Raw genomic sequence first — 19802 nt, 5'->3', positions numbered from 1 at the left:
ATGACCCGGTTCTGGCGCCTGGGCTGACGGCCCGGCGTCAACCGGGCGGAACAAGCAAACGCCTGCATGGTTCATGCAGGCGTTTTCATGTGCAGGGGCGTGATTCAGTGCGTGGCCGTCAACGCGGCACGCAGGTTTTCGATGTGGCCACGGCGCTCGGCGTCGTCATAAGGCAGCGCGTGCCCGCAGCCCCAGACCGGCCCGGGCCATGCCGCATCGCCATCGCATCGGGCGACGACATGCACATGCAACTGCCGCACGATATTGCCCAATGCACCGATGTTGAGCTTGTCGCATCGGGCCGTGGCACGCAGTGCCGCACCGGCCTTGTTCACTTCCTGCCACAAGCGGGCCTGGTCCGCTTCGGACAGATCGGCAATTTCCGACTTGCCAGCCTGGCGCGGCACCAGGATCAGCCATGGAAAGCGCGCGTCGTTCATCAACAATACGTTGCACAAGGGCAGCGAGATCACCGGACGGGTGTCGCCCTGCAGGCGCGGGTCGAGGGTGAAGGCGGTCTCGCTCATGCGTTGGCCAGGTGCTTGTCGAGGAAACCCAGCGTGCGCTCCCAGGCCAGCTTGGCACTGGCCTCGTGATAGTGCTTGTCGCCCGGCACGTCGCGGTTGAAGGCGTGGCCGGCACCGGGATAGGTGAAGATTTCCGCCGACTCGGGCAGCAGCTCGCGATGTTTGGCCACGGCCTCGGGTGGAATCGACTGGTCGTTCTCGCCGAAGTGGAACATCACGGGCGCCTTCGGATTCTTGCCCAGCAGTGACAGGTTGCGGGCGCCGTAATAACTCACCGACGGCAGGCCGAGTTTCATCGCGGCCAGCAACGCCACCGTGCCGCCCCAGCAAAAGCCCACCGTGCCGATCTTGCCGGACGAGGCGATGGCTTCGGCCGCACTGGCCACGTCCTCCAGTGGGTGATCCAGCCCCAGCTCGGCTACCAGGCCCTTGCCGCGCGCCGTGCCGACTTCGTCATAGTCCAGTTCCAGCCACGCTTCCAGATGATCGAAGAAGGCCGGCGCGATCGTCGTATAGCCGGCGGCGGCAAGGCGATCGGCCACGTCGCGGATATGTTGGGTGACGCCGTAGATTTCCTGGATCAGCACCACGCCGCCTTTCGGCTGGCCCTCGGCTTGCGCCAGATAACCGCCGATGCACCGGGTGCGAGAGGTCGGAATGTTGATGTGCTGGCCCATGGCGATGCTCCTGTGGGGGTAGGGTGATTCTAGGAGCGTGGGCGGCAGAAATCTTCCGGGCTGCAAAAGTGTCTGTGTGGTCCATATTTCCGTCGCTTCTTGGCCCATAGAACCACTATGGGCCGGCGAATCGTCGAAAATCTGTCCTCACGCAGCCACTTTTTCGCCTCGAAAGTTTCTACCGCCCACGCTCCTGGGAGCCTGGGCGGTGGAAATGGACCGCTGGTCGATTTTTTTCAGACCAGACGATGGGCTCCCGGGCAGTGGGGCACGGCGAATGGCGCAAGCGCTTGTCCGTGAAATCATCGGGTTTCGGCGATGGAACCGGCCCCGCAGACGTCGATTCCGTATAATTGCCTGTTCCCACTCGTTTTCACGGTAAAGCCCGCCCATGTCCCAGGCTTCGCAGAAGATCGGTTTCGTCAGCCTTGGCTGCCCCAAGGCCCTGGTGGATTCCGAGCGCATCCTCACCCAGCTCAAGGTCGAGGGCTACCAGATCGTGCCGAGCTACAACGAGGCCGACGCGGTGGTGGTGAACACCTGCGGTTTCATCGACGCAGCGGTGCAGGAGTCGCTGGATTCGATCGGCACCGCACTCAACGAGAACGGCAAGGTGATCGTCACCGGTTGCCTGGGCAAGCGCGCGGACCTGATTCGCGAAGCCTATCCCGACGTGCTGTCGATCAGTGGGCCGCAGGATTACGCCAGCGTGATGCACGCGGTACACGACGTGCTGCCGCCGAAGCGCAACAAGTTCCTGGACATCGTGCCGGACACGGGCGTCAAGCTCACCCCGAAGCACTACGCCTACCTGAAGATTTCCGAAGGCTGCAATCACCGCTGCAGTTTCTGCATCATCCCGTCGATGCGCGGCAACCTGGTCTCGCGCCCGGTCGACGAGGTGCTGGTCGAGGCCGAAAAGCTGGTCAAGGGTGGCGTGAAGGAACTGCTGGTGATCTCGCAGGACACCAGCGCCTACGGCGTCGACGTGAAGTACGCCGAGCACGAATGGCACGGCAAGTCGTACCGCACGCGCATGACCGAACTGTGCGAAGGCTTGTCGGAGCTGGGCGTGTGGGTGCGCCTGCACTACGTCTACCCGTACCCGCACGTGGACGAACTGATGCCGCTGATGGCCGCCGGCAAGATCCTGCCGTACCTGGACATCCCGTTCCAGCACGCCAGCCCGCGCATCCTGAAACTGATGAAACGCCCCGGCAACATCGACAAGACGCTGGAGCGCATCCGCAACTGGCGCAAGCAGGTTCCGAACCTCACCATCCGCAGCACCTTCATCGTCGGCTTCCCTGGCGAGACCGACGCCGAATTCGAGGAACTGCTCGACTTCCTGCGCGAAGCCGAACTCGATCGCGTGGGCGCGTTCGCCTATTCGCCGGTGGACGGCGCCAAGGCCAACGAACTGCCCGGCGCCGTCTCCGAAGAGCTGAAGGAAGACCGCCTCGAACGCTTCATGGAAGTGCAGGCGGAAATCTCCGCGGCGAAACTGCAGCGCAAGATCGGCAGCACGATGACCGTACTGGTCGACGAGGCGAATGCCGATGGCGCGGTTGCGCGTTCGGCTGCCGACGCACCCGAGATCGACGGCAGCGTGCTGATCGCCGACGGCCACGCACTGAAGCCCGGTCAGTTCGTCGACGTCGTGATCGAAGCGGCCAGCGAGCACGACCTGCACGCGCGGTTGGCGCATCCCAAGCTCAAGATCGTGTAAGACCGTGCGCTATGTCGCGCCGGCCCGTGGCACGGTCGACCCGCAAGTGTTCGACCGGCTGCCGCTGGCGGCATGGCGGGACCATGCCGGTCTGTTGCAAGGGCAGGCGTGGCCCACGATCGAAGCACTCAACACGCTGTGGCCGGCCACGACGTCTACTCGCTTCGCGGCACAGGATGCTGATCTGCTCGCCGATGGCCTGCATTACGAGCAGCGCATCGCCGAGCACGGCCGGATCGCCACCCGCAAGGACAACTGGCACGACCTGCTCAACGCGCTGGTGTGGCTGCGATATCCGGCGCTGAAGCAGGCATTGAATCTGCGCCAGATGGCCGAGATCGTGCGCATGGGGCCAAAGCAGCGCTCGCGCGCCCAATACGCGATGACCCACTTCGACGAAGGCGGCGTCATCGTGGTCGTGCGCGATCCGGCACTGCTGCGCTTGTGGGACGCTCACGACTGGTACGCCTTGTTCTGGCAGCATCGGCAGGCGTGGCTGGATGGCTCGATCCGCTGCGAGCTGTTCGGGCATGCACTGCTGGAACTTGCGTTGAATCCGGACAAGCTGCTGGTAGGGAAAGCCGTGACGTTCCTGTCCACCGGCGACGCGGACATCCGGCACGCCGACATGCACTGCGCCGGGCTGATCGCCACCGGCGCGCTGCTGCACGACCCGCTGGAACTGCGCCCGCTTCCGCTGTCCGGTATCCCCGGCTGGCATCCCGCGAATGCCGACGAAGCCTTCCATCGCAGCACCATCTGCTATCAGCCGAAGCGTGCCGGGAGACGCTATCCGCCCGCGTCGGTGCTGTGACCGAAGCAATGACGCGGGCGATTTCTCCCGTTTGATGTCCTGGTGCGAGGCATGGCGGCCGACGGAATACCGGGAGGAGATGACTGGTGGCAGGTATGCCGGAGATGTTTTCGCGCGATAGTGGAAACGCCTCGCCGCCGGTGCGGATCAACCTGCCGGCGCGTGTCACCAACTGGAGATGCAACGATGATCCGGTTTCTTCTGGTGATGCTGCTGGTGTGCTTGTGGACACCTGCCAGCGCCTCGACACCGCGCCAATCGTTCGACCTGCAGGTGCCTTGGGCACCGATGGCGGTGATGGTCGATGGGCACCGACAACTGGTCTACGAACTGCACGTGACGAACTATGCCGGCGTCAGCCTGCTGCCGTCGGCACTGGACGTGCTGGATGCGGATGCGACGGAAAAGCCGCTGGCTTCCTGGGCCGGCCCCGCGCTGGTGGCCCGCATGGCGATCGCCGGTACCGACAAGTCGCCGGGTGCCGAAGGCCTGGCGGCCGGCATGCAGGCGGTGATCTACGTGGAGGTGGTGCTGCCCGCTGATGCGCGGGTGCCGCGTAGGCTGATCCACCGATTGGCGTATCGGACCATCTCGCACGAGGGGGAACCTGGCGAGGTCACGGGTGGCGCGTTTGCGGTCGATCGGCGCGCGCCGGTGAGCCTTGCACCGCCTCTGCGCGGCGGGCCGTGGGTCGCCATCTACGACGCGTCCGTGCCACGTGGACATCGCCGGGTGATGTTCGCATTGGATGGACGGGCGCGAATCCCCGCGCGTTTCGCGATCGACTGGTTCAAGTTGGACAGGCGTGGGCATCACGCGCGCGCTAACGCGCAGGTGGCAAGGAATTGGCTCGGTTATGGCGAGGACGTGCTGGCGGTGGCCGATGCCACGGTGGTCGCCACGCGCAATGACTATCCCGAGAGCAAAACGCTGAAGAACCCGCGGCATCCGCTGGACGAGGGCAGTGGCAATTTCGTGTCGCTCGCGCTGGGCGATGGCCGCTATGCGCATTACGAGCACCTGCAACCGGGCAGCGTTCGCGTGCATGTCGGCGAGCACGTGCATCGCGGCGAGGTCATCGGCGCGCTCGGTTTCAGCGGTGACTCGACCGGGCCCCATCTTCACTTTCACGTCAGCGACGGCGCTGCTCCGCTGGCCGGCGAAGGGCTGCCATTCGTCATCGCCAGCTATGAAACGCTTGGCGATTACCCGGATCTGGATGATTTCGACGCAGGCAAGACGTGGCGCGCCTTGCCCGCGCAAACCGAGCATGGTCGAGATGGGGAAATGCCCGCACCAGGCGCCGTCGTGGATTTTCCGGAATCTTAGACGAGTGATGCCCGGCTGATCGATCAGTCGTAGTCCACCGCAAAACAGGGCCAGGTTCACTTGCATCCGTTTGATCGTGCCGGGAATGAACCTGCCCCGTTCCTGGGTGCCCGCGCTTGAGCATTCCACGGATGAACATATCGGGCGCGCTTCGCAAGCGGGCTGCGGGGAAGACGGCTGACGCGACATCGTGCGTGGACGAGTTGCTCCCATCGGTGGTGACGTCGCCGGCCAGCTGCTTTTCGAGGCGCTCACATGACCGGCGTTACGATGGCACGGCTTCGTCATTGCAGGTAAACTCGCATGTCACACGCTTCGTCATCCGTTTCAAGAAAAAGCCGCATCCAGGGCGCCCTGATGGGTGCCTTCATCGGCGACGCATTGGCGCTTGGTCCGCACTGGTACTACGACCTGGACGCGCTGTGTCGCGACTACGGCGAGTGGATCACTGACTACACGGCGCCAAAGCCTGGGCGCTACCACGAGGGTCTGCCCGCAGGCGCATCGTCGCAGGCGGGCTTCATCCTTGCGCTGACAACACGCTCGCTGGTGGAGCGCGGTGGTTACGACGAGGCTGATTTCTGCGCACGGATGGATCAGGAACTGTTTCCGCTGCTGGACGGCACGCCGATGGCGGGGCCGGGTGGCTACACCAGCCAGTCGATTCGTGAGGCGTGGGGCAAGCGCCGGGCGGGCTTGCCCTGGGGGCAGGTGGCGGGACTGGCGGACAACACCGAGGCAGCGGAGCGGGTGTTGGCGATTGCGCTGCGTCATGCCGGCGACCCGGCACAGCTGGCACGTCACGTGAGTACCAACGTGGCGTTGACCCAGCGCGACCCCACGGTGGGCGCGATGACGCTGGCTTTCGCCGCCGTGCTGGGACAGCTGGTGAATGGGGTGGCGCTGGATGCGGACCTGTCCGGCCGCTTGATGGGCATGGTGAAGTCCGGCGAGCTGCCGTTCCACGCCGTGACCAGCGGAGAGTTGGACGTGCCGCAAGGCGCGGAGGCGCCGCTCAAGGCGGGGCAGTTCGCTTCGCCCGATGCCTTGCTCACGGTCTCCTCGATCGCCCGTGCTGCGCACGATCCGGGTGTTTCCATCGAGCCGGCGTCGAAAGTGGGCCTGGTCTATGGCCTGCCATGCGCGGTGTACCACCAGTTTCCCGCGGCCTATTACCTCGCGGCACGCTTCCAGGGCGACGTGGAACAGGGCGTGCTGAACGCGGTGAACGCAGGCGGGCAGAATCAGGCGCGCGCCATGCTCACCGGTGCGCTGTGCGGTGCCATCGGCGGGCTGGAGGCAATTCCTGCGCGTTTCATCGCGGGACTGCAGCAAAGTGAGGAATACCTGGCGCTGGCGGAGGCGTTGGCGGAACAGGCCGGGTAAAGACGATTACGCCGCGTAGCGCACATCCACGATCAGGAAGCGCGTGCGCCCGCCGGGCAGTTCGGCTTCGAACTCGTCGTCGACGCGCTTCTTCAGCACGGCCCGCGCCAGCGGCGAGTCGATGCTGATCCAGCCCAGCCTGGCGTCGGTCTCGTCGGGACCGACGATGCGGTAGCGGACTTCCTCGCCGCTGGCGAGGTTTTCCAGCGTGATGGCGGCGCCGAAAAATACCGCGTCGCGGTCGGCCGGTGCGCCCTCGGCCACCTTCAGTGCGGGGATGCGCTTGCTGAGGTAGCGTGCGCGACGATCGATCTCGCCGAGCTGCTTCTTGCGGTAGGTGTATTCGGCGTTTTCCGAGCGGTCGCCCTCGGCGGCGGCGGCGGCAAGTGCCTTCACCACCTCCGGGCGCAACACGTGCCAGAGATGATCGAGTTCGGCCTTCAGTCGCTCGAAACCCTCGCGGGTGATGATCGCGGTGGAACCGGGAGAAGGTGGGCGCCAGCGACTCATGCCTGTCCTTCGGCGGGAGCTTGCCCACGGTCTTTCGGGCCCCGCACGGGGCGATGTAGGAGCGCACCTTGTGCGCGAAAAGCTCTTGTCGGGTACCGCGAAAACCCTTCGCGCACAGGGTGCGCTCCTACATGAGGTCGCCTGTCGCGGCGAGGTCGCGGGCAGGCGTTCAACGCTTGCCGCCGAAGATGCCGCCCAGCACGCCGCGCAGGATCTGCCGGCCGAGCTGGCTGCCCATGGTGCGCACTACTTGCTTGCCCATGGTTTCGATCATGCCCTGGCGGCGCTTGGTGCCGAACAGGGCGTCGTGCACGGCGCCGCTCCAGGCCGGGCCGGTTTCGCCGCTGGCTGCGGCCTTGGTCGGCGCGTCGGCAGCGACGGCATTCGCATCGGCGGCCTTGTCGTCGGCGCGCTTGGCCAGCATTTCCGCTGCCGATTCACGATTCACGGCGGTGTCGTATTTGCCGCCCACTGGTGAGCGGCTGCGGATGGTGTTGCGCTCGTCGGCGGTGATGGCGCCGATGCGGCAGCACGGTGTGCTCACCAGTACCTGTTCCACCGGGGCGGGCACGCCGCCTTTGCCCAAGGTGGAAGCCAATGCCTCGCCCACGCCGAGTTTGCCGATGGCTTCGGTGACGTCGAGTTTCGGATTGGCCACGAAGGTTTCGGCGGCGGCCTTCACCGCTTTCTGGTCGCGCGGGGTGAAGGCGCGCAGCGCGTGCTGGATGCGGTTGCCCATCTGGCCGAGGATTTCGCCGGGTACGTCGTCCGGGTTCTGCGAGCAGAAATACACGCCCACACCCTTGGAGCGGATCAGCCGTACCACCTGTTCCACCCGTTGTTGCAGGGCTGCGGGGCAATCATCGAACAGCAAGTGTGCCTCGTCGAAGAAGAACACCAGCTTGGGCTGGTCGAGGTCGCCGACTTCGGGCAGTTGCTCGAACAGCTCGGACAGCAGCCACAGCAGGAAGGTGGAGTACAGGCGCGGCTTCAGGATCAGCTGATCGGCGGCCAGCACGTTGATGACGCCGCGGCCGCTCATGTCCTGGCGCATCAGGTCGGCCAGTTCCAGCGCGGGCTCGCCGAAGAATTGATCGGCGCCATCCTGTTCCAGTTGCAGCAGGGCGCGCTGCACCGCGGCCAGGCTCTGTTTGCTGATCAGACCGTAGTGAGTGGAGATGTCCTTGCTGTTGTCCACCGCGAAGTTGAGCATCGCGCGCAGGTCGGCCAGGTCCAGCAGCAGCCAGCCGTTGTCGTCGGCCACCTTGAAGACCACTTCCAGCACGCCTTGCTGGGTGTCGTTGAGGTCGAGCACACGGCCGAGCAGGGTCGGGCCCATCTCGCTGATGGTGGCGCGCACCGGATGGCCGAGCTTGCCGTACAGGTCCCAGAACACCACCGGGTTGGCCTGCGGCTTCCAGTCGCTCAGCTTGAGCTTGTCCAGCCGTGCCTTGAGCTTGTCGCCCGGCGCGCCGGCGGCCATCGCCAATCCGGCCAGATCGCCCTTCACGTCCGCCAGGAAGCAGGGTACGCCCAGCTTCGAGAAACCTTCGGCCAGCACCATCAACGAGACCGATTTGCCGGTGCCGGTGGCGCCGGCAATCATGCCGTGGCGGTTGCCGAAGTGCGGGTCGAGGCTGACGCTGGTGCTGTTGTTGCGGCCGATGAGGATGTCAGTCATGGCATTCCGTCCAATGGGGTTGCAGGGATTGTAGCCAACCGTGGCGATTTGCCGTCGGCGCACTCGCACCGCGCGTGGATAGCTGTCGACGCACATTGAGTCCACCTGCATTGCCCGTTATCGTGGGCGTTTCCCGCGGTCAGATGTTCCTCATGTCGTACTTCCCTGTTGCACGTTCCCTGCGTCTCGCTCCCCTGGCCGCGGCGCTGGGCCTGCTCGCTGCCTGCGCCACGGGCGGCAGCAAACCGGCGGCTCCGGCCTCCGTGAAGGCGCTGTACGCCCAGCTCGACCAGGCCAGCCAGGGCTACGAAACCGCGTTGCAGCAGGCGCGCGACAACGACACGGATGCGTCGGAAAAGACCTTGAAACAATCGCTGGATCAGCTGCGTGATGCCGCCGCGCATTGCGAGAACACCGAGGGCTGCGACCCGCAGCGCTTCTTCTCGGTATTCGATCATCTGCTGCGCCTGAAGGATGGCAGCTTCATCGGCGACGAATCACCCGATGACAAGGACAACGAATCCCCCAGCGGCCAGGTCGCCGGCCTGAATGGCGCGGCCAGTCTGCCGCAGGCGCAGCGCAGCGTGATCCTGCTGCACGGGCAGAAGCTGTCCGAGCTGATTGCGATGAATGGCCCGGTGAAGGCGGCGCTGGAAATGTGGTTGACCCAGTGGCGCCCGAACCTGATGGATGCCTACGTCAACTACGAGTACCTGCGTCACGAGATGTGGCCGCAATACCAGAAGGCAGACCTGCCCGAGGCCTTGCTGTTCGGCATCATGGCGAAGGAATCCGGCGGCAAGGTGCATGCGGTGTCGCGTTCGGGCGCGGCCGGGCCGCTGCAGTTCATGTATGCCACCGGCTTGCGCTTCGGGCTGGGCAACGTCAACGGCTTCGACACGCGTTTCGATCCCGCCGATGCCGCGCGTGCCAATGCTGCGTACATCAATGAGCAGCTCAAGGCCTTCAACGACAACCTCGAACTGACCCTGGGCGCCTACAACGGCGGCGAGGGACGCATGCGCCGACTGGTGGGCAGCGACACCTCGGTGAGCTTCTACGACCCGCGCATCTACGACCAGCTCTCGCAGGAAACCCGCGATTACGTGCCTTCCGTGCTGGCGGCGGCATGGTTGTTCCTGCATCCGAACAGCTACAACCTGCGTTTCCCGAAGATCGACGGCGTTCCGGGGCACATCACGCTGAAGCGCGCGGCCTCGATTTCGGAGCTTACCGTCTGCCTCGGCGAAGCCGGTGGCATGCAGGACGGCTGGTTCCGTACCTTGCGCAACCTCAATCCGCGACTCGATCCGCAGCAGGAGCAGCCGGTGGGTGCCGTGCTGCAATTGCCCAAGCCGCTGGAAAAGGCGTACGCCTCGCGCTGCGTGGATGGGCCGTGGCCGATCCTGGCCAGTGATTTGCACAACGCCGTGGTGCCGGTGGTGCCGGTGCGCCACGATCCGCCGCCGGTTTCGAAGGCCCGGCGCTACACGGTGCGTCGTGGCGACACCATCAGCAGCATCGCGCGTCGCCAGGGCTGTTCCAGTGTGCACGAGATCGAACACCTGAACGGTATTCGCCACCACAGCATTCGAGTCGGCCAGGTGCTGAAGCTGCCTGCCTGCCGGCGCTGATGCGTCAACGCCCGGCATGTGCCGGGCGCTGGAAAGGTGTTGCGTCGAGTGATGAGTGTGGCAGGTTCGTCCTGCCCTCGGACCTGGCGGCTTCAGGCCGCAGCGCTGGAATTCATCCACTGCTCGGCGATGTCGCCGTCACGATGGTGTACTTCCTTCAGTTCGCGCAACACGCGCAATAGCTGGCGGTGCTGCGGCTGCACGCTGGCGTGGGGCGACTCCTTGGTTTCGTGGTAAGCCACCGCCAGCCACAGCGCGATGCCGCGCAAGGCCACTTCGGCATTGTCCGATTGCGCACGGGTGAAACCGATCGCCGTGCCCTGGCCCCACGGCTGGTAGCGATCCTCGGGCGGTGTGCCATAGAGATGGGGGAAGTCGCACTGCGAAGCCTGCCCGATCTCGCGCAGGGTCAGTGTGCCCAGGCGCGCGCGGCTGCGGCCGGGCAGTGCATGGATGCTTCGTTCGATCTCTTGGAACTGGCGCTGCAGCTGCCTGGCGCGGTTCATCGCGATGAGTCGGGTGACGATATGCATGCAGTCCTCGATCTGGCTGGCGGCGCAAGCGCCGGGCAAGCGAGGAGCATAACGATTGTGAAGACGCCGTATGCCCAGAGCGTCACAAAATGACGGAATGTGTCACGTTTCGGGTGTGCAACTGGGTCAGAGTGCCGCTTTTCCCAGTCGCTGCCCCACCTGGATCGGCTGCTGCGGCTGCAAGGCGTCGAGCTCGGCCGTGCCCTCGGGCAGCAGCATGATCACGGTGGAACCCATGTTGAAGCGTGCCATTTCGGCGAAGCGTTCCAGTGTGATGCCCTGGCCTTCGAACGACTTGCGGCGGATGGATGAGGCGTAGGGCGGGATCACCAGGCCATCCCACACCGTGGCCACCGACGACACCAGGATGGCGCCCACCATCACCACCACGAACGGGCCGTGTTCGCCTTCGAAGTGGCAGACCAGCCGCTCGTTGCGCGCGAACAGGCGCGGAATCGCCTCCACCGCGAACGGCGCTACGCTGAAGATGCGGCCGGGCACGTGCACGGTTTCCTTCAGCGTGCCTTTCAGTGGCATGTGCACGCGATGGTAGTCGCGCGGCGACAGGTAGACGGTGACGAAGCGGCCATTGCGGTACGGCGCGGCCTCGGCTTCGCTGCCGCCGAGCAGTTCGGCAGCGGTGTAATCCTGCCCCTTGGCCTGGAAGATCCGCCCGTCGACGATCGTGCCGGCCTGGCTGATGCGGCCATCGGCCGGGGAGATCAGTGCGGCCGGATCGGCGTCGGCCTGGCGCGCACCGGCTTTCAACTTGCGCGTGAAGAAGGCATTGAAGTGCTGGTAGGCCAGCGCATCGGGCTGCACGGCCTCGGTCATGTCCACGTGGTAATTGCGCACGATGGTGCCGATCAGCCAGTTCTTCCACGGCGCGAAGGTCCAGCGCGTGGCCCAGTAGACCAGACGCGACAGGAAGCGGTGTGGCAGGGCGTATTGGAGGAATACTTTGAAAGTCATCCGGCGAAGTATAGGGGGCAGCAGTGAGGGAAGAGGAGCGGGAAGTGAGTGGAGAGGAGTGAGAAGTGAGAGAAAGGCATGAGTTCCCGGCAAGCTGCCTTCTCTCACTTCTCACTCCTCTTCCCTCACTCCTCCCTCGCTATACTTGCCGGTCTTTATCGTTTCAGGTGTCGCCGTGACCGCCGAACTTGCCACCATCATCGATTTCATCCGCTACGGTGCCAGCCGTTTTTCGGCGGCCGGGCTGACCTTCGGCCACAGCCACGACAACCCCATCGACGAGGCCACGCACCTGGTGCTGGCCTGCCTGCACCTGCCGCCGGACATTCCGCCGGCCTATGGCGCCGGTCGGCTCACCACGGCCGAGCGCGAGCAGGTGCTGGCACTGATCGAGCGCCGCGTCAGCGAGCGCCTGCCGGTGGCCTACCTGGTCGGCGAAACCTGGTTCGCCGGGCTGAAGTTCAAAAGCGACCATCGTGCACTGGTGCCGCGTTCGCCGATCGCCGAGCTGATCGAGTCGGGCTTTGCGCCGTGGCTGGATGGCCGCCAGATCGGACGCGCGCTGGACCTGTGCACCGGCTCCGGCTGCATCGGCATCGCGATGGCCGAGTACAACCCGGACTGGCAGGTGGACATCGTCGATATCAGCGATGACGCGCTGGCGCTGGCCCGCGAGAACATCGCGTTCCAGCATGTCGAGGGCCGCGTCGAAGCGGTGAAGTCCGACCTGTTCGCGGGCGTGAAGGGGCGCAAGTACGACCTGATCGTGTCCAATCCGCCCTATGTCACCGAGGACGAGTACGCCGCCTTGCCGGGCGAGTACGCGCACGAGCCGAAGCTGGGTCTCACTTCGGGCGAGGACGGGCTGGATATCTGCCTGCGCATCCTCGATGAAGCGGCCGACCTGCTCAGCGACGACGGCCTGCTGATCGTTGAAGTGGGCGAAAGCGAGCACGCGCTGGCGGCCTTGCTGCCCGAGGTGCCGTTCGTGTGGATCGAGTTCAAGGTCGGACCGATGGGCGTGTTTGCGCTGGAGCGGCGCGACCTGGTCGAGTATGCGGCGGTAATTCATGCCGCCGCTGTCGCGCGCCGGCCTGGCTGATCGATGGAACTGGCCACGGCGCGATTGCGGCTGGATGCACTTCATCCAGGCGATGCCGCGACGCTGTTCGCCTACCGTGCCGACCCGCGGGTCAGCCGTTACCAGGGATGGCGCCCGGGATCGGTCGAGGCGGCGCGGGAGTTCATCGAGCGCCAGCAGGGCGTGGTGTTTGACACGCCGGACAGCTGGTTCCAGTTCGCCATCCGCTGGCGCGATTCCGCTGAACTGGCGGGGGACCTCGGCCTGCATTTCGTGGGCAGGGATACCGTGGAACTGGGCATCAGCCTCGCTCCATCGTGGCAGGGCAAAGGGCTGGCTACCGAGGCGCTGGCGGCGATGCTTGACCTCGCTTTCGGCGAGCTGGGGCGGCATCGGGTGTTCGCTTCGGTCGATCCGCGCAATACGCCGTGCGTACGGTTGCTGGCAGGGCTCGGCATGCGCCAGGAGGCGCATTTTCGCGAAAGTTTTCGTGATGGCGACGCATGGGCCGACGACGCGATCTACGCGCTGCTTGCCCGCGAGTGGCGTGCGCGGGCCGCTGGTTGAGGTTTCTTGTGCGCCGCGACATGCGGCGCAAACCCGGGTAAGCTTGGACGGCTCTCATCGGATGGACGTCCAAACCCCGTGTCCAGCAATTCCTTCGGCAAACTCTTCACCGTCACCACCTTTGGCGAAAGCCACGGGCCGGCGATTGGCTGCGTGATCGACGGTTGTCCGCCGGGGCTGCCGATCGATGCCGGCGAATTTCGTCACGATCTCGATCGTCGCGCCACCGGCAAGAGCCGGCATACCTCGCAACGCCGTGAAGCCGACGAGGTGGAGATTCTTTCCGGCGTGTACGAGGGACGCACCACCGGCACGCCGATCGCGCTGCTGATCCGCAATACCGACCAGCGCAGCAAGGATTACGGCGACATCGCGCAAACCTTCCGCCCCGGTCACGCCGATTACAGCTACTGGCAGAAGTACGGTATCCGTGACCCGCGGGGCGGCGGTCGTTCATCGGCACGCGAGACCACCATGCGCGTGGCCGCCGCAGTAGTCGCCAAGAAGTGGCTGGCCGAGCGCCACGGCGTGCGCGTGCGCGGTTACCTGTCGCAGTTGGGCGACGCAAAGCCTCGCGGTTTCGACTGGAATGCGGTCGAGCAGAATCCGTTCTTCTGGCCCTGCGCGGAACAGGTGCCGGAGCTGGAAAAGGCCATGGATGCGCTGCGCAAATCCGGCGATTCGGTCGGTGCGCGCGTTACCGTGGTGGCCGATGGCGTGCCGCCGGGCTGGGGCGAGCCGATCTACGGCAAGCTGGATGGCGACCTGGCGTCGGCTTTGATGTCGATCAATGCGGTGAAGGGTGTGGAAATCGGCGACGGTTTCGCGGCCGTCGAACAACACGGCAGCCAGCATCGCGATGAAATGCGTTTGGACGGCTTTACGTCCAATCATGCCGGTGGCATCCTTGGGGGCATCAGTACGGGGCAGGCGGTGGTTGCCTCGATCGCGCTGAAGCCCACTTCAAGCATCCTGATTCCCGGCCGCAGCGTGAACCTGGCCGGCGAGCCGGTGGAAGTGGTCACCAAGGGCCGTCACGACCCCTGCGTCGGCATTCGTGCCACGCCTATCGCCGAGGCGATGATGGCGCTGGTGCTGATGGATCATGCACTGCGTCACCGCGCCCAATGCGGCGATGTGGGCGTGGTGCAACCGCGCATCCCGTGACGGGTCGTTCGCAGTATTGGAACCAGGACAGATGACCGACAAGCCCAGCGTATGGGTCTCGCGCCCCACCTTTCCCGACGTGATCGCGCGGTTGCAACCGCATTTTCGCGTGGTGGAAGAGTCGGTGGAGCGGACCTTGGGCCCGGCTGATCTGGTGGCGAAACTGGCTTCCCACGATGCAGCCATCGTCGGCATGAAAGAGCGCATTGGTGCGGCGGAAGTGGTGGGTGCAAAGCACCTGCGCATCGTGGCCAACCTGGCCGTGGGGTACGACAACCTCGATGTGGCCGCGCTCACTGCCGCCGGCATCGCTGCCTCGAACACGGCCGACGTGCTCAACGAGAGCGTGGCCGACCATGCCTGGGCGCTGTTGCTGGGCGCGGCGCGGCGCCTGGGCGCCGCCGAACGCTGGCTGCGAGCGGGCCAGTGGCATGCCACCGAATTCAAGGGTTGGCTGGGCACCGATGTGCGCGGTGGCACCTTGGGTATTCTCGGCATGGGGCGTATCGGCCAGGCCGTGGCGCGTCGCGCTTCGGGATTCGGCATGCCGGTGATCTACCACAACCGTTCACGCCTGCCCGAGGCCACCGAGCATGAATGCCATGCCCGTTACGTGGACAAGGCGGAATTGCTGCGCGAAGCGGATTTCCTTGTGCTCGTGTTGCCGCTGACGCCTGATACCCGTCACGCGATCGGCGCCGCCGAACTGGCGCAGATGAAACCGACTGCGGTGCTGGTGAACGTGGCGCGCGGCGGCATCGTGGACGATGTGGCGCTGGCCGCCGCCTTGCGTGAAGGGCGGCTGGCCGCGGCCGGACTCGACGTGTTCGAGGGCGAGCCGCGCGTGCATTCCGACCTGCTGGCGCTCGACAACGCGCTGCTCAGCCCGCATATCGCCAGCGCCACGACCGGTACCCGTCGCGCGATGACCGCAGTGGCCGTGGACAATGTATTGGCACTGTTCGGCCATGGCCCGCATGCCGGGCATCCACCCAACCTGCTGAACCCCGAAGCGCTGGCCGTGGCCCGCGCGCCTCTTTCACCACCCCGACAAGAATCTATCCGATGAGCAAGAAGAGCAGTTACAAGGTTGCGATGGTTGGCGCCACTGGCGCCGTGGGCGAGACCCTGCTCGCCATCCTCGCCGAGCGCGATTTCCCGGTCAGCGAGCTGGTGCCGCTGGCCAGCGAGCGTTCTGCTGGCGGCAAGGTGGAGTTCGCTGGCAAGCACGTGACGGTGAAAAACCTGGCCGATTACGACTTCGAGGGCGTGGATATCGCGTTCTTCTCGGCTGGTGGCTCGGTCAGCAAGGTGCATGCACCGCGTGCGGCCGCGGCTGGTGCGGTGGTGATCGACAACACCTCCGAGTTTCGCTACCAGGACGACATCCCGCTGGTGGTGAGCGAGGTGAATCCGCACGCCATCGCGCAGTACACCACGCACGGCATCATCGCCAATCCGAACTGCTCGACCATGCAATTGCTGGTGGTGCTGGCGCCGATTCACCGGGCGGTGGGCATCGACAAGATCAACATCGCGACCTATCAGTCGGTGTCGGGGGCAGGGCGCTCGGGCATGGAAGAACTGGGCAAGCAGACCGCGGCGCTGCTCAATTTCCAGGACGTGGAAAGCAAGAAATTCCCGAAGCAGATCGCGTTCAACGTGATCCCGCACATCGACGATTTCCAGCCCAACGGCTACACCAAGGAAGAAATGAAACTGGTGTGGGAGACGCACAAGATCCTGGAAGACCCGTCGATCGAGGTGAACCCCACCGCGGTGCGCGTGCCGGTGTTCTACGGCCACGCCGAGGCGGTGCATATCGAGACGCGCGACAAGATCACGGCCGAACAGGCCCGGGAACTGCTGGAACAGGCCGATGGCGTGGTGGTTCAGGACGAGCGCAAGGCGGGCGGTTATCCTACGCCGGTGGGTGATGCGGCCGGCAAGGACCCGGTATTCGTGGGCCGCATCCGCGAGGGCCTGGCTGGCGAACACGGGCTCAACCTGTGGGTCGTCGCCGACAATATCCGCAAAGGCGCGGCCCTGAATGCCGTGCAGATTGCCGAACTGCTGATCGAGAACTATCTGTGACGTATCGCTTGCCGTTTTCGTGTGTGCCCGTCCTGCTGACGCTGGGCTTGTTGTCGCTGCCGGCCCTGGCGGCGGGTACGCAGGCGGCGGCCCCGCGCGTCGCCGCCGCCCCGGCCGCATCCAGCCCGCTTCAACAGCAGCTGAGCCGCGACAAAAGCCGGGTGGCGCGGCTGAAGCAGGGCGTGGCAGAACAGGAGTCGCGCAGCCGGCAGGCGGCAGCCCGGCTGCAGCAACAAGACAGCACCATCGCCGAGCTGAAGAAACAGCTGCAGGCGGTGCAATCCGGCCAGAAGCCATCCCCCGCGGGGCAGTGATCGGTACGGGCCGGGGGGGGGGCCGCCAAGCCTGGTGGGTCAGGCTGCAAATGTGCTGTGTAGTCCATCTTTCCGCCGACTCTCGCCCTATGGAGCCATCAGGGGGCGGCGAATCGTCGAAAACCTGTCCCCACACCGCCAGGCTTGACCAGCTTCGCTGTTGTGAGGCTCTTCGCTTCGATCCCCGAGCCCGACAGCCTTCAAGGCGCGATGCACTGCCCATTTCCCTCCCCCGGCTATTGTTGATTGGCGGCTATCTAACTAAAGTGACGCCTCAATTCGTAAAGTTGCCGTCATTCCGCGGTGACGAAAGCAACTGGCGGTATTCGGGTAGTTGGGGGAGCAGGCATGAATCGTTCGTTGAAGTTGTCGGTGCTGGCAGCGCTCGCGCTGGGCAGTAGTCAGGCACTGGCACTCAATCTGGGTCAGATCCAGGTCAAATCCGCACTGGGCCAGCCCTTGCGGGTGGAAATTCCGGTGAATCCGGCCAGTCCGGCGGAATTGCAGAACCTGAGCGCGCGCCTCGCCTCGAGCGATGCCTTCACCCGCGCCGGTATCACCGATGGCCGTCCCTCCGTGCCGCTGCAGTTCAAGGTGGCCGATGAGCACGGCCACAAGGTGATCCTGGTTACCAGCAGCGTGCCGGTCAACAACCCCTATATCGACCTGCTCATCGAGGTCAGCAGCGCCGCCGGCACCAGCGTGCACGAATATCCGGTACTGCTTGATCCGCCGGCCGGCAAACTGGCCGCCGCGACCTCCGGCAACCGCCACGCGGGCCACCATGCCGCCGCCAGCCATGCGGCGCCGGCAAGCCCCCGGCCGTCGGCCACGGCCCGCCAGGCGCCCGCTGCCGGAGTGAAAAATGGCGAGTACGGTCCGGTGCAGCGTGGCCAGACGTTGTCGGCCGTCGCTCGCAACGTGGCGCCGGACGGGGTCAACGTCGACCAGATGATGCTGGCGTTGAAGCAGGCCAACCCGGATGCCTTCTACCGCGACAACATCAATGCACTGAAGGCCGGTGCGGTGCTGCGCGTGCCTTCGCGCGATGACGCGCTGGCGATGAAGGTGGCCGAGGCCGCCGCCGCCGTGCGCCGCCAGAACAGTGACTGGAGTGGCGGTGCCGCACGCAGGCCGACCTCCGTGGCGGCCGCTGCCACCCGTGCCAATGCGTCCACCTCGCCGACGAGTCATGCCAGTACGGGCGATCGGTTGGCGCTGGTGCCGGCTGGCGACAGCGGGCAGGGCGCCGGCTCCGGCGGTGGCAAGCACGGCTCGGTCGCCAGCTTGCGCCAGGATCTGCAGCGCAGCCAGGAAACGCTGTCCAGCCTGCAGCAGCAGAGCGCGGATCTTAATTCGCGCCTGAAGGATCTGAAGGACATCAACAGCAAGAACCAGCGCCTGCTGTCGCTGAAAGACAACGAGATTGCCGCGCTGCAGGCCAAGCTGGCCGCCGCGCGCAAGGCCGCCGGATTGCCGCCGCCGAAGCCGTTGCCGGCAACACCGGCGCCAGCCGAGGCCGCGTCCAGCAACGCCACGGCACCGCTGGTGGCGGCCGTGACGGCGCATGAAGCACCCAAGACAGCAGTCGCCCCGGCCCATGCGGGCACGGCGTCGACCGCGACCACACCTGCCGTGGCCAGCAGTACAGCTGCCACGGCTCCAGTCGTCGCCGCGCCCAAGCCGGCGGTGAAGAAGCCGGTGGTGCACCCGCGCCCGGCGGTGCATCCCGCGCCGCCGCCCGAGCAGCCCTGGTACATGCAGACCTGGGCGATGATCGCCGGTGCCGCGATCGTGGTGCTGGGCCTGCTCATGCTGCTCGCCTCGCGCGGTCGTCGCGGCAAGGCGGCCACGCCGGGGCGTCCGACCCCGCCGTCGTCGCTGGCCGATCGTTTCGGCGACGCGCCGATCCCGTCGGCTGCCGGCGGTGCCGATCCCGACCAGGACGAACTGCTCGACCAGTTGGCCGAGCATCCGGATGACGTGGGCCTGCACCTGGAACTGGTCAGCCTGTACTACAGCCGTCGCGACGTCGAGCATTTCGAGGCCGCGGCCGAAGCCATGTACGCGCATGTCGCCAGCCCGCAGCAGGACGAATGGCAGGACGTGGTGCACATGGGCGAGGACCTCACCCCCGGGCACCCGTTGTTCGCCCATGCCGACGAAAGCCCGGCGCACCCCGACACGGACCTTCACGACGAGGTCGTGCCGCCACGCACCGAGGATGAGATCCAGGCGTTGAACGAGTTCGACCTGGACAGCTATGCCAACGAGGCGCCAGCCGGGGCCTCGTCGAGCCCGACCCCGCCGCCGCTGCGCGCGAACCAGAAGGTCAGCGAGTACCACTTCGACTTCAACCTGACACCGCAACAGGCTCGCGCCCAGGCTGCCGCCGAGGAAGCGGAAGCGGCTGCGGCTCCGGTCAAGCCGGTCGAGCCAGTGGTTGCGCCGAAGGACGAAGCCGTGTCGAGCTGGAACTTCGACGAGCCGGCCACGACATCGCATGCGGAGCCGGCCGGCGACGAGTTCGGCGATTTCGGCGAGCTCAATGACGACCCGGTCGATACCAAGCTCGACCTGGCCCGCGCCTACCTCGACATGGGCGATCCCGATGGCGCCCGCGCGATGCTCGAAGAGGTCTTGCAGGAAGGCACTCAGATGCAGAAGGACGTGGCGAAGGGCTTGCTGGAAAAGCTAGCCTGACGTTCTTGCATCACGATTGATGGTTTCCGACAACGGGCCGGCTTTGCTGGCCCGTTGTCGTTGCGGCCCTGCTACGCTTTGCTC

The 19802-nt window shown here is 65.6% G+C and carries 18 protein-coding genes; 12 read left to right on the top strand and 6 right to left on the bottom strand.

All coding sequences use genetic code 11. From position 1 onward, the window contains the following. Window positions 1–104: 104 nt before the first annotated feature. Complete coding sequence (locus AB7849_RS06420) at window positions 105–527, bottom strand: HIT domain-containing protein (protein ID WP_008212274.1); 423 nt, start codon at window positions 525–527, stop codon at window positions 105–107. Beyond that, a complete protein-coding gene (locus tag AB7849_RS06415) occupies window positions 524–1204 on the bottom strand; it encodes a dienelactone hydrolase family protein (protein WP_008212273.1) in 681 nt (226 codons plus the stop codon). The genes AB7849_RS06420 and AB7849_RS06415 overlap by 4 nt, the downstream gene beginning before the upstream one ends. A gap of 391 nt (window positions 1205–1595) precedes the next feature. On the opposite strand from AB7849_RS06415, the gene rimO reads away from it, so the two are divergent. The 4 genes from rimO (at window position 1596) to AB7849_RS06395 (ending at window position 6462) form a co-directional block, all read left to right on the top strand. Continuing rightward, window positions 1596–2933 (top strand): 30S ribosomal protein S12 methylthiotransferase RimO, encoded by a 1338-nt coding sequence (gene rimO, locus AB7849_RS06410; RefSeq protein WP_008215693.1) that lies wholly within the window; start codon window positions 1596–1598, stop codon window positions 2931–2933. A gap of 4 nt (window positions 2934–2937) precedes the next feature. After that, entirely contained in the window at window positions 2938–3747 is an 810-nt protein-coding gene (locus AB7849_RS06405; protein ID WP_008215695.1) for a DUF3025 domain-containing protein, read from the top strand. 186 nt (window positions 3748–3933) lie between these two features. Beyond that, window positions 3934–5076, top strand: coding sequence for a M23 family metallopeptidase (locus AB7849_RS06400; protein ID WP_369500723.1), 1143 nt, complete (start codon window positions 3934–3936; stop codon window positions 5074–5076). Window positions 5077–5379: 303 nt separating this feature from the next. Continuing rightward, entirely contained in the window at window positions 5380–6462 is a 1083-nt protein-coding gene (locus tag AB7849_RS06395; protein WP_369500722.1) for an ADP-ribosylglycohydrolase family protein, read from the top strand. A gap of 6 nt (window positions 6463–6468) precedes the next feature. Here the strand turns inward: AB7849_RS06395 and greB are convergent, their stop codons facing one another. Both greB and AB7849_RS06385 read right to left on the bottom strand, forming a co-directional pair. After that, window positions 6469–6972, bottom strand: a complete 504-nt coding sequence (gene greB, locus AB7849_RS06390) for a transcription elongation factor GreB (protein WP_008215700.1) — start codon at window positions 6970–6972, stop codon at window positions 6469–6471. 169 nt (window positions 6973–7141) lie between these two features. Next, a complete protein-coding gene (locus AB7849_RS06385) occupies window positions 7142–8653 on the bottom strand; it encodes a helicase HerA-like domain-containing protein (RefSeq protein WP_008215703.1) in 1512 nt (503 codons plus the stop codon). Window positions 8654–8796: 143 nt separating this feature from the next. Between AB7849_RS06385 and AB7849_RS06380 the strand changes: the two genes are divergently transcribed. After that, complete coding sequence (locus AB7849_RS06380) at window positions 8797–10287, top strand: transglycosylase SLT domain-containing protein (RefSeq protein WP_008215705.1); 1491 nt, start codon at window positions 8797–8799, stop codon at window positions 10285–10287. 92 nt (window positions 10288–10379) lie between these two features. Here AB7849_RS06380 and AB7849_RS06375 read toward each other — a convergent pair whose 3' ends face one another. Further along, a complete protein-coding gene (locus AB7849_RS06375; protein WP_008215708.1) occupies window positions 10380–10820 on the bottom strand; it encodes a hypothetical protein in 441 nt (146 codons plus the stop codon). 126 nt (window positions 10821–10946) lie between these two features. Continuing rightward, window positions 10947–11792: an archaetidylserine decarboxylase gene (gene asd, locus AB7849_RS06370; protein ID WP_008215709.1), complete on the bottom strand. Its 846-nt coding sequence runs from the start codon at window positions 11790–11792 to the stop codon at window positions 10947–10949. 175 nt (window positions 11793–11967) lie between these two features. Here asd and prmB point away from each other — a divergent pair, with 175 nt between their 5' ends. The 7 genes from prmB to AB7849_RS06335 all read left to right on the top strand — a co-directional run bounded on the left by prmB (window position 11968) and on the right by AB7849_RS06335 (window position 19718). Continuing rightward, window positions 11968–12894, top strand: a complete 927-nt coding sequence (prmB, locus tag AB7849_RS06365; RefSeq protein WP_008215710.1) for a 50S ribosomal protein L3 N(5)-glutamine methyltransferase — start codon at window positions 11968–11970, stop codon at window positions 12892–12894. A gap of 3 nt (window positions 12895–12897) precedes the next feature. Beyond that, window positions 12898–13440 carry a GNAT family N-acetyltransferase gene (locus tag AB7849_RS06360; RefSeq protein WP_008215712.1) on the top strand — a complete coding sequence of 181 codons (543 nt, stop codon included), beginning with the start codon at window positions 12898–12900 and terminating at the stop codon, window positions 13438–13440. Window positions 13441–13518: 78 nt separating this feature from the next. Further along, entirely contained in the window at window positions 13519–14607 is a 1089-nt protein-coding gene (gene aroC / locus AB7849_RS06355; RefSeq protein ID WP_008215713.1) for a chorismate synthase, read from the top strand. Window positions 14608–14638: 31 nt separating this feature from the next. Further along, on the top strand, window positions 14639–15676 hold the full coding sequence (locus AB7849_RS06350; protein WP_008215715.1) for a 2-hydroxyacid dehydrogenase: 1038 nt from the start codon (window positions 14639–14641) through the stop codon (window positions 15674–15676). Then, on the top strand, window positions 15673–16701 hold the full coding sequence (locus AB7849_RS06345) for an aspartate-semialdehyde dehydrogenase (RefSeq protein WP_008215716.1): 1029 nt from the start codon (window positions 15673–15675) through the stop codon (window positions 16699–16701). Before AB7849_RS06350 ends, AB7849_RS06345 begins: the two co-directional genes overlap by 4 nt. After that, window positions 16698–17015, top strand: a complete 318-nt coding sequence (locus AB7849_RS06340) for a hypothetical protein (RefSeq protein WP_369500719.1) — start codon at window positions 16698–16700, stop codon at window positions 17013–17015. The genes AB7849_RS06345 and AB7849_RS06340 overlap by 4 nt, the downstream gene beginning before the upstream one ends. A 348-nt stretch (window positions 17016–17363) precedes the next feature. Continuing rightward, complete coding sequence (locus AB7849_RS06335; RefSeq protein WP_369500718.1) at window positions 17364–19718, top strand: FimV/HubP family polar landmark protein; 2355 nt, start codon at window positions 17364–17366, stop codon at window positions 19716–19718. Window positions 19719–19802: the final 84 nt, after the last annotated feature.

Origin of the sequence: Rhodanobacter sp. FW021-MT20 (genome assembly GCF_041107475.1) — a bacterium.
Lineage (GTDB): Bacteria > Pseudomonadota > Gammaproteobacteria > Xanthomonadales > Rhodanobacteraceae > Rhodanobacter_A > Rhodanobacter_A glycinis.
The sequence above is the reverse complement of the archived record's forward strand: the minus strand, read 5'-3'. Positions and strand labels throughout refer to the sequence as shown.

Bases quoted from the DNA above. Each gene is read 5' to 3' on its own strand.
- AB7849_RS06420 (WP_008212274.1), bottom strand. From the start codon at position 527: ATGAGCGAGACCGCCTTCACCCTCGACCCGCGCCTGCAGGGCGACACC.
- AB7849_RS06415 (WP_008212273.1), bottom strand. From the start codon at position 1,204: ATGGGCCAGCACATCAACATTCCGACCTCTCGCACCCGGTGCATCGGC.
- rimO (WP_008215693.1), top strand. From the start codon at position 1,596: ATGTCCCAGGCTTCGCAGAAGATCGGTTTCGTCAGCCTTGGCTGCCCC.
- AB7849_RS06400 (WP_369500723.1), top strand. From the start codon at position 3,934: ATGATCCGGTTTCTTCTGGTGATGCTGCTGGTGTGCTTGTGGACACCT.
- AB7849_RS06395 (WP_369500722.1), top strand. From the start codon at position 5,380: ATGTCACACGCTTCGTCATCCGTTTCAAGAAAAAGCCGCATCCAGGGC.
- greB (WP_008215700.1), bottom strand. From the start codon at position 6,972: ATGAGTCGCTGGCGCCCACCTTCTCCCGGTTCCACCGCGATCATCACC.
- AB7849_RS06385 (WP_008215703.1), bottom strand. From the start codon at position 8,653: ATGACTGACATCCTCATCGGCCGCAACAACAGCACCAGCGTCAGCCTC.
- AB7849_RS06380 (WP_008215705.1), top strand. From the start codon at position 8,797: ATGTTCCTCATGTCGTACTTCCCTGTTGCACGTTCCCTGCGTCTCGCT.
- AB7849_RS06375 (WP_008215708.1), bottom strand. From the start codon at position 10,820: ATGCATATCGTCACCCGACTCATCGCGATGAACCGCGCCAGGCAGCTG.
- asd (WP_008215709.1), bottom strand. From the start codon at position 11,792: ATGACTTTCAAAGTATTCCTCCAATACGCCCTGCCACACCGCTTCCTG.
- AB7849_RS06360 (WP_008215712.1), top strand. From the start codon at position 12,898: ATGGAACTGGCCACGGCGCGATTGCGGCTGGATGCACTTCATCCAGGC.
- AB7849_RS06350 (WP_008215715.1), top strand. From the start codon at position 14,639: ATGACCGACAAGCCCAGCGTATGGGTCTCGCGCCCCACCTTTCCCGAC.
- AB7849_RS06345 (WP_008215716.1), top strand. From the start codon at position 15,673: ATGAGCAAGAAGAGCAGTTACAAGGTTGCGATGGTTGGCGCCACTGGC.
- AB7849_RS06335 (WP_369500718.1), top strand. From the start codon at position 17,364: ATGAATCGTTCGTTGAAGTTGTCGGTGCTGGCAGCGCTCGCGCTGGGC.